The following is a 15,033-nucleotide window of genomic DNA, read 5'->3' on the forward strand; positions in this document are numbered from 1 at the left end:
TTTAGTATGATATATAATGGACGCAGAACTATAGAAAAAGACGTGAAAAATTATGAGTTATTAGAATCAAAGTCAATTAACTTTCCTTGAATATCTGTTTCTACATTTGGGCAATTAATAATATTTTCTTTTAAAATATCTCTTGCTTTCTGTACTCTGGATTTTGTTCCTGAATATGAGATTTTCAAATGTTTAGCTAGTTCTTTTTGAGAATACTCTTTAAACGTCACTAAAACAATAGCCTCTTTATGTTTACTAGACAGCAAATCTATCTTTTGATTGATACATGTACTCAACTTTGTATATGCTATATCTTCACTTTGTTCTTGGGGAATATCAATATCGTCAACCGATATATTTTTAATTTTTAACGAACGAAAGTAATCAATAATAGTATTGCGCGTAATTTGATATATCCATGGAATGAGTTTCTGTACTTGCTGTAACTGTCCTATCTTTAACTGTATCTTTATAAAAACTTCTTGAAGAATGTCTTTGGTGACCTCTTTGTCTTTTACTTTACTGTAAATAAACTTATAGAGTTCTTCATTAAGGTCTATCCAAATATTTTCAACATCTTTTTTCATGGATTTATTTTTATAAGTACTACATCTACCTATTTTGGAAGTCCCAGAATGTAGTAGCCTAATTTTTTTCCGTTTTTTTTCTTAGCAGATTCTATTTTCCAAGTATAATCTTCATCTTCTATATCTTGCAATAAATATCCTACATCCTTAAAAGTATAGGTTCTCATTGTAGAAGCTTGACCATCCCAAGCATAACAAATCGGAATGATCGGAATAAAATACGTAAATACTATTTGTTGCCATGTCAAAGGGCGTACAAAGGGAGTCATAAAAAGAGACATCACAAATAAGATTAGTAATGAAACTGGTAAAAATAACCACCAGATAAGAGTAGGTACAAAATTTTCACCCATTTCATATATCAAAATTGGTTCTTTATTTTCTTGAGCTGATTTTAATATTTTCTTTGCCTGAGCAGGAGGCATATGATGAAAACTATTCACCATTGTTTTAAGTCCCTTTGGTGTTTTATCTAAATTTGTTGCATTTATAGAGGTTTCTTTATATACCACATTCTTTAAACTTCCATTATTTATCTTATGTATACATTTTGAGTTTGGGTACAGATCTGTTAAAATCAACTGTATTGGTTCATCTTTTTTTTCGTTAATCAACTTGATCACTTCAGGCATTGCTCCTCCAGAACCTGATCCTAAATCTATTACTTTAGAAAATTCGTGATGTTTCTGAACATTTTCTAATAAACCTACGAGTACTTCACTAGTATTTAAAATTTTATGTAAAACTACAATCAAATTAGTCATACAAGTTCGTATCACTTCGGGAAACCAAATAAAATCCTCAAACTCAAAAAGCTCTATTCTTTTCATTATTTAGATTTTTATTTACGGGATAAACCAATTCTATTACCATATTTCGTGTAAACATATTATTTTAAATATTCATATTCTCTGATACACTTGGCTTATTAGTAGAAGCAACACAATCAATTTTCCATCCTTCATCGTATTTCCTATAAATCGCAACCCAAGAAAACTCGGTTTTCTCTCTTATTAATTCTTCATTTTCATTAGAATATTTTACAATAACCTCTTTGTTTACAATCGCATACGCCATCTTATAATCATCAGAAAATCTAACAATCGGAGGGTTAACATCATCCCATTTCTCAAATTCTACAGAATTAAAGTAACTGCTAAAACGTTTAATGTTACTTTCTTTTGAGGGCATATTTATTTCGCCTCTATTAACAGAAATATGAGTCGAAGATAACTGAGAAGCAAATTCTTCTGCCATCTTATTAAAATGATACTCCCGTTGTTTTTGATGTAATTCTAAAATTTTATTCTTTTCTTCCTCTTCTGATATTGTATAGTTAAAACTACATGAAGCACATACCAATAAAATGCTGATCAATAATCCTAAAAAATTCATTGAACACATCAAATTCATCTTTTTGTTAGCTATCATAATTCTCATTCTGTTATTTCTTTTATGATTATATCACTACCAGAATAGCTATCATCCTTTAACTCATGCCAATGTCTAAATCTTGGAATTGTAATATTGTCTATGACAACATCTCCATTAAAATACAAACGTTCTCCTTTATTTGGATCATCCAGAAAAATGATTTCAACGCCTTTAATTTTATAATCTATCTCAGAAATAAAGACATTCCAATGTTTTGAAATCATCTTTTCCTTTAATTCTATTTCAATTTTATAACATTCTTCTTTGTTAAATTTTGTCTTTGTTGTCTTTCGTATTGTAAGCAGATACTTGTTTAACGACATAGGTAGGCCGTACATAAGATGATAAAAATTCTTATAACCTATATTTCTGGATGCATCTAATCTGTATCTTTTTTTAAGTACAGAATCGATATCTCTTTTTCCATCTAAAAGAACATAACTATTAGCATTGTTATCTAAAACATGTGTAGAAATATACTGATCTCGATTTCTTGACAACTCAAAAGTATTTTTTGAGTTATCTAATTTTAAAATTGAATAACGATGAGGATTAGCTAGTCTAGGTTCTTGAATATGAATATCTAACCTAGTTTTATGCCACAAATTTAGTGAATCATGCTGCGCTATTGTTTTCTCTAAAAGCTGTAAACCATTAAGAGAATTTTTCTCAGCACAACCGCACAACAGTAGTATGCATAGCCCAAATACTATTAATTTCATAAATACGTTTTTTGATTGAAGTAAAAGTTTTAAGTATGATGAGTACTTTTTTATTGATAAAAATGATGATTACAGCTATTTATACCGTATCAAAATCAAGATACTTCGTGTATAATAATTTTCAAACGAAAATTACATCACAACAAACAGTGAATCATATAGTTTAACATTAATTTATTATAAAATTATACTTTACTTTATGATTTTTTCTTGAGAACATCTATTCATCCTCTATATTTTTTTCCATCAAAAGCCCAATCAATGGAAATTGCACCCAAAATGAGAAGTAAAAAAAAGTTAAATACCAATATATTGGTATAAACTGTAGTCCTTCTCCACCAATCCAACCAATAAAAATCACATCATATATAAATAATGGTACTGTTAAGTATAAAGCCAACCAAAGTGAGTTTTTAAAATATTCACGATCTGGAAACATCTTTTTTAATAAAAATGGAGCAAGGGGTATGTACATAATTGTTACAAGTATTACTATAATTACCTTTGCTTCGTAACTCCAGCTCTGATAATAATCTGGCAATCCAACAAGTACAAAGAAACCCCAAGTAACAAAACTCATGAGTAGAAGAGCTAAATGATATTTTAAAGCTATTTTATTCATTTTTAACGGTTTAATAATTAGGATAAAATTTCTATTATATCACCATTGATACTTGCAAAAAATTTCGTCTTATACATTTAAAGCAAGATACTATTTTTGTAGTATTTCAATTTTAATCTTAGAAGTTACATAATAGGATATTTAAGCCATCATGATTTCAAACATTTAGTCTGGTAATATTTTAATATAAAAACCTTTAAGTTGAACCAGTTTAATAACATCCTCTTCTGACAATTTTTTTGTAGCTTCAATTCTGAGCACATTATCTATATCTTCAAGATCAATAGACCATTTTATAATTTCTGAATGATTATTAAAAGTCGGTTTTAAAGATTTTACTTTTTTCTTTGATTTAATATCCGTTCGAAATAATAGTAATTCCATTATTTTTTATCGTATTATTCTGATTCTGATGTATTTTCTTCTGTTTGACCTGATTGCCTTTCTACAAATTGCCTGTAATATTCATCCCCTTCTTCTTTCCAGAATTTATCATAATATTTCCATTTCGAAAAATCAGTTTTTGAATCCTTTTTACAATCGTTTTTAGATTTTTTTGATGAGCTTTTACCACTGCCTCCACTACCACAACCGCCGATTAGTAATTTTAACAATATAAACAAACCTACTGCTTGCCAATATGTAAGTGTGGTAAGTCCAAAAATTTCGGGCATAAGCCAGTTCCATAACCACATAATAACAAATCCAAATAAAATTGCTAATCCGGTTATGGCGATTATTCCAAATAGTATTATCCCAATGATTTCGATTGGTGATTTTTTCCTGAATTTATGAGTGAAAAAATTTGTCATGATACATGTATTTTATGTTTTTTTATTTCTAATTCTATATTTTTATACAATATTCCGATTGCCCTATGTCTTCTGGACATTAATGTTCCTGCAGGAATTCCTGTTTCTTTTGAAATTTCTTGATATGAATACCCTTCATAATCTACAGCTATGATTATATCTCTATAAGCCGGTTTAAGCTTGTCTATACATTTCTTAAGCAGTGTGATTAATTTGTCTGAAGGATAGACTTCATTTGATTGTTGTAATACGTCTACCAATTCTAAAAGATCATCTTCACTATCTATTGAGGTTTCTTTGTACTTATTTGTTCTCATAATATCAATAATTTTATTTTTTATTGATCTATAAACGAAACCGGCCACATTTTGTATAGGACCATATCTATCCGCGCCCGAAAACAATTTCAAGGCAACATCCTGGATAATATCTTCTGCATCTCGATTTGCTGTATCACTTATTTTTGTGTTTACATACATCTTGAGAGATTGATATTCTCTTCCAAAAAAATCTTTAAGTTTTTTACTATTGTCTGATTCCAAATTCATGTAAAAACCATTTAAGAAAGGCCTTTATTTAAAAGACGATACTTTTTAAATCTATTGCATTTTAGAACATTTTTATTTAAAAAAGATCAAATTAAACATTGGTTATTAGTTTTTATAAATAACAATATGCAACTGATTTAAAAAGAATAAGGAGATCAAGGTGTTTATACAATAATCTCAGAAAATAAAAACGCTCTTAACGCAAACAAACGTTTACAAACGAATACAAATGAAATTAAATACTTCCTAACCGAATCTGATATAAGTCATACTATAGGTTTGCAGTGTCGAATTGAATTAGTACAACACAAACTGTTTCTAATTTAAAATACATTAAAAAAGTTCTGAATATAAACTTTAGAACATAATACGAATAATAAAGGTTTAACACGAAAACAAAAATTATGAACACGATTAAAAACAAAGTACAACTAATTGGAAACCTTGGACAAGAACCAGAAATTGTAAATCTGGAATCCGGTAAAAAACTAGCTAAGTTCTCTATTGCAACAAATGATTATTACTACAACAAACAAGGTGATAAAATAACAGATACACAATGGCACAATATTGTAGCTTGGGGAAAAACGGCCGATATTATTGAAAAATATGTAAGTAAAGGTCAAGAACTTGCTATTGAAGGAAAACTTACTTCTCGTAGTTACGATGATAGTGATGGTCAAAAACGATACATTACCGAGGTCGTCTGCAATGAACTTCTAATGCTCGGAAATAAATAATCATCATATCTTGAAACACAAATTTAAAAAGCCCTCTAACAAAGGGCTTTTTTTACATTAGAACCATAATTTAATAGGTGCAAATTTTATCAGATTGTCGCCTGAAGTAAGTTTCTCAAATTAATTTACAATCAATAGTATTGAAATACTTTACTTTTAACAGTATTAACTTACAACTTCTTTAATTTGAATACATATACTAAATATTGGTTTTTAGAAGGATTCAACCTGTTTAATAAACTTGGTAGAATTACAATGATGCGTATGTGCGAAATCCTTGAAATGAAAAATATTGATAAGGGAACTACTATCCAATTACGTACTAGAGACCAAAAATGCATTTTTTTCCTCAAAAAAGGAACCATCAAAATAGTAGATGCCTCTGATGAAAATGTGAAATACATTGTTAAAAAAGGAAATATTTTTGGCGAGCTCTCTCTTTTAGAAGAACAACCTACAACTAAAGAATATGCCATAGCCCTAGAAGATTGTATTATATGTTATATAGAAGCTGATAGAATGGAAAAGATTATAGAAAAACATAAATCTCTTAAAAACGGCATCCTCAAGATATATGGTTTACGAATAAAAAAATTAGAAAGGCGTTTGCGAGACTTACTATATAAAGATAGCACTGCAAGAATTACAGATTTTATTGTCGATTATATTAATGAGTTTGGAGAAATTGAAAAAGGTAAAATAACTGCTAAAAATCTATTATCACATAAAGATATAGCAAATCTCACAAATACATCAAGACAAACTGTAAGTAATGTAATGAGTATCTTAAGAAAACAAAGAATAATAGATTACAATACTCAGTTTTTATCATTACTAAAACAAAAAACGTAAAAATATAGTGCAAAAAAAATTATACATCAATTACAAACTAAATCTATTTCATAATAAATCGAAAGCCTTTACTGATCTTTTCGTCAAATTATAAAGCACTCAATAATGTTATATCAATCATTAAAACAATCATATATTTTTCTTTAGATGTTTTCTATATAAGTTACAATTACCATACTAAAAAAAGAAATGCATTATAAAATATTATCTTAAAGAAAATTTTGGTCACAGTAGGGATCAGGTAGAAAATAATTTTGTACTCGTTTTTATAGTACCGACATACAAAATGAAAAAACTGAATTAAAAAAATCAAAATAAAAACACACAATCATGAAGCAACCAGTTTTAATTGCACAAATCAGTACGCTAGAAAATAAAAAACCAAGTCATGCCTTGGTTAATGGGCTAGATCTAGTTATTGTAAAATTTGACAAAGAAATTTCTGTTTTATATGGAAGATGTTTACATAGAGGTGCATTAATGTCTGACGGTCATGTAGAAGGAGACAATCTAATTTGTGGTGTTCATGGTTGGGATTACAGAGTAGATACTGGTGTTTCAGAATATAATAATCATGAAGTATTGCATAAATTCACTATCAAAATAGACGATGATAACCTATATGTAGATGAAGAGGAGATCAATACATATCTAAAAGCGTACCCGCAACCATTTAATAGAGACGAATATCTGGGAGCATATGCTGATACTCACCCCGAAGACACAGAACCCTACACGAATTATATTAAACATCTTGCTCAATATGGATTAAAAAAAGTTGGGCATCATGGGTTTTCCGAGGCTATGGGTGTTGATCGTAACACCTTACCAAAATGGGACAACATACAATTTCTTCCAGCTCAGCTAGCAAAAAAACCTCTATTAGATGATCACCCGGTTGCCACTAAAGTAGTAATTGGCCCTAAAGCCAAAAAACCTTTAATATTAGATATTCCCTTGTTTGTAAGTGATATGAGTTTTGGAGCACTATCTCGAGAAGCAAAAATATCGCTATCAAAAGGTGCAGAAATGGCTGGGACAGGAATTTGTTCTGGTGAAGGAGGAATGCTACCAGATGAACAAGCCGAAAATTCAAAATACTTTATGGAATACGCCTCAGCCGGATTTGGTTTTGCTTGGGATAGAGTTCCTAAAGTGCAAGCTTTTCATTTTAAAGGAGGGCAAGGTGCCAAAACGGGAACAGGAGGTCATTTACCTGGTGAAAAAGTAAAAGGAGAGATCGCCAAAGTAAGAAACTTAAACGAAGGAGAAGCTGCAATTTCTCCTGCTACTTTTACTAATCTTGTTACCGTAAAAGATTTTAGAGAATGGGGGGACAAAGTTCGTGAAGTTTCAGGAGGCATACCCGTTGGTTTTAAATTAGCTGCAAGTCATATCGAAAAAGATATTGCTTTTGCTTTAGAAGCAGATGCAGATTACATTATTCTTGACGGTCGCGGTGGCGGTACCGGTGCTGCACCGACTGTATTAAGAAATAATATCAATGTACCTACTATTCCTGCACTTGCCAGAGCTAGAAAATTTCTTGATAAACAAGGTGTAAAAGATGTAACCCTAGTAATTACAGGAGGCCTAAGAATCGCAGAAGATTATGCAAAGGCTATGATGTTAGGTGCAGATGCTATTGCAGTGTCTAATGCCGCTATACAGGCTATAGGTTGTGTAGGAATGCGAGCTTGTAACACAAACAACTGCCCAGTTGGTGTCGCTACTCAGAAAGAAGACTTAAGAGCTAGATTAAAAATACAATCTTCTGCAAGACAATTAGCTAATTATTTTGAAGCCTCGACAGAGTTAATGCAAGTAATTGCCCGATCCTGTGGTCATGATGATATTACTAAATTTAACTTTGATGACCTTACAACTTTTGACTATGACATGCATCGATTAACAGGTATCAATTATGCTGGTATTATCTAGGATACTTAAAGTAAACTACTATTAATTAATAAACATAAAATCTATGACTACTCAATTGCATATTGCTTCACAATATTTGGCTGCGGCGCAAATAAGTTTTTTAGATAAAAAAGATGATGATAGTCACACTAATATTGGATTTAATATTGAAAAGGGATTTCTAGAAACCCGATCATTAAATGATGCCGGATATAAGCTTGCCCTTGATTATCAAAAATTCGCCTTACACTGGACACAAAAAAATACGACACGCTTTAGCCTAAATTTAAATGGAAAAACACATCATGAAGTATTAGAATGGATACAAAAAGTTTTAAAAGAAATAAAAACTGTAAAACCATTTAAATATGATTTACATTATGAACTCCCATACTCGGTTACAGAAGACTATAGTTTTTCAGTGCCAGATACCGATAATTCGATACTTCAAAAACTAATGCAACAAAGAGCATTAGCAAATACAGTTTTGCAAGATGTTTTACAACAGCAACAGTTAAAATCAGACGTTAGAATCTGGCCTCACCATTTTGACACAGGTGCCTTTAGCATTTTCACAGGTAAAGATATTTCTGTTGGATTTGGCATGGCAATACCGGATAGTATGCATGACGATTACTATTTCTATATTAGTGGTTATAAAGGCCATGACGCTCTGGATACTTCTAGTCTTTCTAAACTTACTTATGGAAACTGGTATTCTGATCAGTTTAAAGGAGCTATTTTACCTGTCACAGAAACAACTAAAGAAATGGCTACCTTGTTTTTTAACGAAGCTATTTCAATACTTAGAAACTATTGATCATGGAAAATTGGTATATCCCGGCTACAATAATACCTGGTATAGGGCTTTTAATATTATCTACTTCAAACCTGTTGGTAAATTTAAGTGCCGAGATCAAGTGGTTAATTAATGAAGATACCTCCAAAACCATTCTTATAAATCGAAAATTAAAGCAGCTTAAACTACTAAATAACGCCATGGTATTTCTTTATATAGCCGTGGCATGCCTAGTGATTTCTGCTTTAGTAGCAGGAGTATATAAAAGTGTAGCTTCTACTTTTGACTCTGGTATATATATTACGATTATAGGAATCATAAGTGCTCTTATTGCCTTAATTATGCTCATTACGTATTCCTTTAGAGCAGTTAAAATAAGACAAGATCAATTTCACAACAAATGCTAACATTCAGAAAAAAAACACGCTCATGACTTCAAAAAAAGAAACTGTTTGGTATAAAGTACTAGATAACAAAGATCGATTGCCTGAGGGAAGGGTTCAAACTGTAACTGCGGGACATCAAGGTGTTTGTTTGACTCATTACAATGGTAAATTTTCTGCACTCGATAATCGTTGCCCACATCAAGGTGGTCCATTAGGAGAAGGATCCATAGAGAATGGAATGTTACGGTGTCCTTGGCATGGTTGGGATTTTGATCCATGTACTGGATTACCCCCAGGAGGTTATGATGATGGGGTAACTACTTTTGATGTAAAAGAAGAAGATGAAGCTATATACGTAGGTATTCCAGAAGAAACTACACATCAAGATACCATTTCTGATGTCATGATGCAAACCATGACAAATTGGGGTGTAAATACTGTTTTCGGAATGGTTGGACATTCTAATCTAGGTGTAGCAGATGCCATGATGAGATTAGAAGAACAAGGTAAACTACAATTTTTTGGTATACGCCATGAAGGAGCAGCAGCTTTTGCCGCTTCTGCTTATGGTAAGTTAACAGGCAAACCAGCCGTTTGTTTTGGGATTGCAGGACCTGGATCTACGAATATGTTTACAGGAATGTGGGACGCAAAAGTTGACAGAGCTCCCATGTTAGCATTTTCGGGGCAAGTCAATACCCAAGTAATGGGTACAGGAGCTTTTCAAGAAGTTGATCTAGTACGTGCTTTTCAAACAGTTGCCGATTTTAATCATGCTGTACAACAAAACTCAAAACATAGTGAACTAATGAGTTTAGCTATTAAAAGTGCTTTGTTAAATAGAAATGTATCACATATCACATTTCCTGATGAAGTCGCGTTTATGCCTAAACCTAAGATAGAAGAAGCGCAAACCCCGGACGGTAGAATTACACCTATGAACATATCGCCACCAAAGCAAATGGTTGCAAAGGCAGTAGATATGATCTCTAAATCACAAAAACCAGCTATTATAGTAGGACATGGTGCACGGTTTCACATGGATGCAATTACTGCTTTTGCAAAACAATTAAAATGTCCTGTAATTACTACTTTTAAGGGTAAAGGGCTTATTGCAGATAATCATGAATTAGGATGTGGTGTTTTGGGGCGCAGCGGTACTCCTATCGCATCATGGTTTATGAATGAAAGCGATTTACTAATCGTATTTGGTGCATCATTTTCTAATCATACCGGGATCACTCCTAAAAAACCTATTATTCAAGTTGATTACGACCCCACAGCACTAAGCAAGTTTCATAAAATAGATGCCGCTTTATGGGGTGAAATTTCTGAAACCTTATCTAGTATAAAAGAACAAATAACCGATAAGATTAACACTATAGATAGACGTCCCGAAATTGCAAAACGTTGGGAAATTTGGCAAGAAGAAAAACAAAGTAGATTACACGACACAAGTAACAAAGGAGTAAGCTCTATTGCAGTTTTTGATGCGATGAACAAAGTTGTACCCGAAAATGCGGTAATCGCTGTAGACGTTGGAAACAACACTTATTCTTTTGGCCGCTATTTTGAACCTAAAAATCAGTCCATTTTAATGTCTGGATATTTGGGGTCAATTGGCTTTTCTCTTCCTGCTGCTATGGGCGCTTGGGCCGCACAAGGTAATGAAAGACCTGTCTGGTCTGTATCTGGTGATGGTGGTTTTGGACAATACTTAGGGGAAATGATGACCTTAGTCAAATACAATATGAATATAAAACACGTATTACTAAACAATTCTGAACTAGGAAAAATATCTAAAGAACAAAAAGCTGCAGAATTAGACGTGTGGAAAACCTCCTTGCATAACGTAAGTTTTGCCAAATACGCAGAAAACTGCGGCGCATTAGGTATTCAAGTTACAAAACAAGAAGAATTAATCCCTGCTTTAGAAAAACTTAAAGCTCACAATGGCCCTGCTTTATTAGAAATCATTACCGATGTTACATTAATATAAAATTAAAATGATTCGACATTTAACAAATGAAGTTTCAACTCTTCAATCTTAATCAATAAGACTAGTTCTGAATATTGGGCATTTTTATTTGACAATGGTAATTGGTTTATCTGCAGGAAAATATATCAATGTAAAATCTTAGAAATTATGTTACAATCCTTTAGTATTATTTTTGCTATTGCTACTTTTTTCAATTTCATAAACTATAAATGGATTAAGTTACCCACAACAATTGGTCTCATGTTAATGAGTCTAGTAACGGTAATATTTATTACGCTTAGCAAAGGTATTTTCCCTCAATTCTACATGTTTTTTTGTGATATTGTCACTAATTCTGATTTTAAAACTTTATTACTAGACGGAATTCTAAGTTTTTTACTTTTTGCAGGTGCACTTCATGTTAATATTGATGCACTAGCCAAAGAAAAATGGTCTATCTTACTATTTGCTACCATAGGAGTTCTTTTATCAACTTTTATAGTAGGAACGTTAACTTTCGGAACTGCAAAACTCATTAGCCTTGACCTTCCATTTTTAGATGCATTACTTTTTGGGGCATTAATATCACCAACTGATCCTATTGCAGTAATGGCGATTCTTAAAAAAGCAAATATTGCCACTAGTCTAGGCATAAAAATAGAAGGTGAATCTTTATTTAATGACGGTATAGGAGTAGTCGTTTTTTCGGGTATCCTAATTCTATCTGGTATGGGTGAACATCATAACGAAACTTCAATTGGGTTAGAGATTGGAAAATTATTTCTTGAAGAAGCTATAGGAGGTATTTTATATGGAGGACTACTAGGTTTTATTGGATATAGGTGTATAAAATCTGTAACAGAAAACCCTCAACTATCTGTCATGATTAGCTTAGCAATTGTAATGGCAGGGTATGCCATAGCGTCACTCATTCATGTTTCTGGTCCACTTGCAATGGTAGTGTCAGGAATGATTATTGGTCATAAATTAAATATTACAACCAATAAAGGAGCCGCTAGGAAAATGATTAACGAAATTTGGGAAGTGCTTGATGATGTATTCAACGGTATTTTATTCGTCCTTATTGGATTAGCTATTCATCTTCTAAAGTTTGATAGCAAACACTTAACACTAGGGATTACAGCTATTTTTATTGTTCTTATCGCTAGGTTTGTTTCAGTTTTTATGCCTTATTCACTTTTAAAACATAAAGAAAATAGTCCTATTAAAACAGTTTCTGTTTTAACATGGGGAGGGCTTCGAGGAGGTATTTCAATTGCATTAGCACTAAGTCTAGCAAACAATTCTTCTTCAGAAATTATTCTTTATATTACCTATGTTGTTGTCATATTTTCAATAATCATTCAAGGGCTTAGTATAGGGAGCTTTGTTAAAAAACTATATCGTTAAACTACATTTCATTTTAAAATAACCTAAACCTAACTTTTGACTTTATCTTCTAGTGTAGATTATTCACAAATTCAATACATTTAACCAAGAACTTATATTTAAAAAAATGGCTTTAATCTCCAAAAAATATTATAACAGGGATCTTTCCTGGCTTCGTTTTAATCATAGAGTACTCCAAGAAGCAGCAGACAAAAGTAATCCACTTTATGATCGAATCAAGTTCCTAGCTATTTTCTCATCAAATCTTGATGAGTTTTTTAAAGTTCGTGTTTCTGATATCAGAAAAATTAAAGATTTAGATAAATCTTTACGAAAAAAGTTAATTACTAAACCAAATAAGCTTTTAAAAAAGATAAAAAAACAGGTTCTGCTTCAACAAGAAGAATTTGGAGAGCTTTTTAATCAACAGATCATTCCTGATTTAAAAAAAGAAGGAATACAATTAGTGTATTGCGAAGATTTTTCTGTAAGTCAAAAAAAAATAGCGCAAGAATACTATAAAGAACATCTTGAAAGTAAACTTACATTAGGAATTATTACCGATGGAGATCATGAAAACATCTTTATAGAAAATGAAGAGCTTTATTTAACTACTTTACTCGATACTAATGAATTGATTGTAGTTAAAATCCCTTCCGAAACACCTAGGTTTATATCTTTCCCAATAGAAGAAGGTATACATTACATTACCTTTGTAGACGATATTCTAAAATATAATTTATCTAAGTTTTATGCTCAAAGTGATATTTCTTCATTTCATTCTATTAAAATTTCTCGTGATGCAGAATTGTATATCGACAATGAATATTCTGGAGATCTGCTCACTAAAATCAAAGATTCTCTTAGTAATCGAGATACTGGCCAAGTAACTAGAGTATTAATAGATAATACAATGCCTTTAGAATTACTAAATGCCATAAAAAAGATATTAGATGTAAATGAAACTGATATTTCTGAAGGAGGTAGATATCATAATTTTAAGGACTTCTTCGGTTTTCCAAATCCAACAAATAAAAAATTAGTTGAAGATGCTATTGCGCCTATTCGAGATCAAAGTCTATTAGGTTTCTCGAATATGTTTGATGCTATTTCAAAAAAGGATCGACTGTTTTATTATCCTTACGAATCTTTTCAAGATGTAATTCGTTTAGCGCAAGAAGCCGCAACAGATAAAAACGTTACTAAAATAAAAGTCACACTATACCGCATAGCGAAACAATCAGGAATCGCTGATGCATTACTCTTGGCTGCAAAAAACGGAAAAGAAGTTTTTGTTTTTATTGAAACAAAAGCTCGATTTGATGAAGAAAATAATATACGATGGGGTAAAATTTTAGAAAATCATGGGGCAAAAGTAACCTATAGTTATGCGGGCATAAAAGTACATTCTAAAATACTGTTAATAGAACGTTTAGAAAATAAGCAAACCGTAAGATACAGCTACATTAGCACCGGTAATTTTAATGAAAAAACTGCTAAAATATATACCGATTTTGGGCTAATGACAGCTAATAAAGACATTACTTCAGAATTAAGTCAAGTTTTTCAATTATTAGAACGAACCATTATTATTCCGAAAACTAAAAAACTATTAATATCACCATTCACAACTAGAAATACGTTTAAAAAACTAATAGAGACCGAAATCGAGAACGCCAAGAAAGGGCAAGAAGCCTATATCATACTAAAGATGAATAGCCTACAAGATCCAAAGATGATAGATTTACTATATGATGCAAATAATGCCGGTGTAAAGATTAGATTAATAGTTCGCGGTATTTGTTGTTTAGTTCCAGGAATTCCAGGCCAAAGTGAACATATATATATCACTAGTATTGTAGATCGATTTTTAGAACATGGACGTGTTTACATTTTTGCTAACTCAGGAAAAGAAAAAATGTATATAGGCTCTGCCGATTGGATGACACGTAACTTAGATCATAGAATCGAAGTGATAACACCAATTTTAGATATTGATGTGTATTCTAAAATTAGAGCTATGATACAACTACAATTAGACGATACCGTAAAAGCAAGAGTTATAAATGAAGATCAAAACAACATATATGTTAATTCTACGCAAGTACTCAGGTCTCAATTAGAAACTATAGAAAAAATCAAAAACCTTACAGTAACTACTGATTAACAACTACTTATGTTAAAATTATTTTAAATAAATATTGACCATCTGGTTTGGTTCTGTTTTAAATTATCTTAGTAATA

16 protein-coding genes are annotated in these 15,033 nt (G+C 31.5%); 8 read left to right on the top strand and 8 right to left on the bottom strand.

From position 1 onward, the window contains the following. Window positions 1-50: 50 nt before the first annotated feature. From AWE51_RS00180 to AWE51_RS00215, 8 genes are all read right to left on the bottom strand, one after another. Window positions 51-587 (bottom strand): sigma-70 family RNA polymerase sigma factor, encoded by a 537-nt coding sequence (locus AWE51_RS00180; protein ID WP_066307815.1) that lies wholly within the window; start codon window positions 585-587, stop codon window positions 51-53. 29 nt (window positions 588-616) lie between these two features. Next, window positions 617-1,417, bottom strand: a complete 801-nt coding sequence (locus AWE51_RS00185) for a hypothetical protein (protein ID WP_066307817.1) — start codon at window positions 1,415-1,417, stop codon at window positions 617-619. Between the two features lie 64 nt (window positions 1,418-1,481). Then, window positions 1,482-2,027, bottom strand: a complete 546-nt coding sequence (locus tag AWE51_RS00190; RefSeq protein WP_157765991.1) for a hypothetical protein — start codon at window positions 2,025-2,027, stop codon at window positions 1,482-1,484. Then, window positions 2,024-2,743, bottom strand: coding sequence for a DUF6503 family protein (locus AWE51_RS00195; RefSeq protein ID WP_066307821.1), 720 nt, complete (start codon window positions 2,741-2,743; stop codon window positions 2,024-2,026). Before AWE51_RS00195 ends, AWE51_RS00190 begins: the two co-directional genes overlap by 4 nt. A gap of 220 nt (window positions 2,744-2,963) precedes the next feature. Continuing rightward, window positions 2,964-3,365 carry a hypothetical protein gene (locus tag AWE51_RS00200; RefSeq protein WP_066307823.1) on the bottom strand — a complete coding sequence of 134 codons (402 nt, stop codon included), beginning with the start codon at window positions 3,363-3,365 and terminating at the stop codon, window positions 2,964-2,966. A gap of 165 nt (window positions 3,366-3,530) precedes the next feature. Continuing rightward, window positions 3,531-3,749 (bottom strand): hypothetical protein, encoded by a 219-nt coding sequence (locus AWE51_RS00205; RefSeq protein ID WP_066307825.1) that lies wholly within the window; start codon window positions 3,747-3,749, stop codon window positions 3,531-3,533. A gap of 14 nt (window positions 3,750-3,763) precedes the next feature. Next, a complete protein-coding gene (locus AWE51_RS00210; protein ID WP_066307828.1) occupies window positions 3,764-4,177 on the bottom strand; it encodes a hypothetical protein in 414 nt (137 codons plus the stop codon). Further along, window positions 4,174-4,725, bottom strand: coding sequence for an RNA polymerase sigma factor (locus AWE51_RS00215; protein WP_066307830.1), 552 nt, complete (start codon window positions 4,723-4,725; stop codon window positions 4,174-4,176). The genes AWE51_RS00210 and AWE51_RS00215 overlap by 4 nt, the downstream gene beginning before the upstream one ends. A gap of 404 nt (window positions 4,726-5,129) precedes the next feature. Between AWE51_RS00215 and AWE51_RS00220 the strand changes: the two genes are divergently transcribed. The 8 genes from AWE51_RS00220 (at window position 5,130) to ppk1 (ending at window position 14,956) form a co-directional block, all read left to right on the top strand. After that, on the top strand, window positions 5,130-5,465 hold the full coding sequence (locus AWE51_RS00220; protein ID WP_066307832.1) for a single-stranded DNA-binding protein: 336 nt from the start codon (window positions 5,130-5,132) through the stop codon (window positions 5,463-5,465). Between the two features lie 186 nt (window positions 5,466-5,651). Next, the gene (locus tag AWE51_RS00225) at window positions 5,652-6,317 is read left to right on the top strand and encodes a Crp/Fnr family transcriptional regulator (RefSeq protein WP_066307836.1); all 666 of its coding nucleotides are present in this window, start codon (window positions 5,652-5,654) and stop codon (window positions 6,315-6,317) included. A gap of 330 nt (window positions 6,318-6,647) precedes the next feature. After that, entirely contained in the window at window positions 6,648-8,258 is a 1,611-nt protein-coding gene (locus tag AWE51_RS00230) for a glutamate synthase-related protein (protein ID WP_066307838.1), read from the top strand. A gap of 43 nt (window positions 8,259-8,301) precedes the next feature. Then, window positions 8,302-9,057, top strand: a complete 756-nt coding sequence (locus tag AWE51_RS00235) for a hypothetical protein (protein ID WP_066307840.1) — start codon at window positions 8,302-8,304, stop codon at window positions 9,055-9,057. A gap of 2 nt (window positions 9,058-9,059) precedes the next feature. Then, a complete protein-coding gene (locus tag AWE51_RS00240) occupies window positions 9,060-9,443 on the top strand; it encodes a DUF2721 domain-containing protein (protein ID WP_066307842.1) in 384 nt (127 codons plus the stop codon). A gap of 22 nt (window positions 9,444-9,465) precedes the next feature. After that, the gene (locus AWE51_RS00245; RefSeq protein WP_066307846.1) at window positions 9,466-11,421 is read left to right on the top strand and encodes a thiamine pyrophosphate-dependent enzyme; all 1,956 of its coding nucleotides are present in this window, start codon (window positions 9,466-9,468) and stop codon (window positions 11,419-11,421) included. A gap of 147 nt (window positions 11,422-11,568) precedes the next feature. Next, the gene (locus tag AWE51_RS00250) at window positions 11,569-12,810 is read left to right on the top strand and encodes a cation:proton antiporter (RefSeq protein ID WP_066307849.1); all 1,242 of its coding nucleotides are present in this window, start codon (window positions 11,569-11,571) and stop codon (window positions 12,808-12,810) included. A 106-nt stretch (window positions 12,811-12,916) separates the two neighbouring features. Next, a complete protein-coding gene (gene ppk1 / locus AWE51_RS00255; RefSeq protein ID WP_066307851.1) occupies window positions 12,917-14,956 on the top strand; it encodes a polyphosphate kinase 1 in 2,040 nt (679 codons plus the stop codon). Window positions 14,957-15,033 lie beyond the last annotated feature (77 nt).

Origin of the sequence: Aquimarina aggregata (assembly GCF_001632745.1) — a bacterium.
Classification (GTDB): domain Bacteria; phylum Bacteroidota; class Bacteroidia; order Flavobacteriales; family Flavobacteriaceae; genus Aquimarina; species Aquimarina aggregata.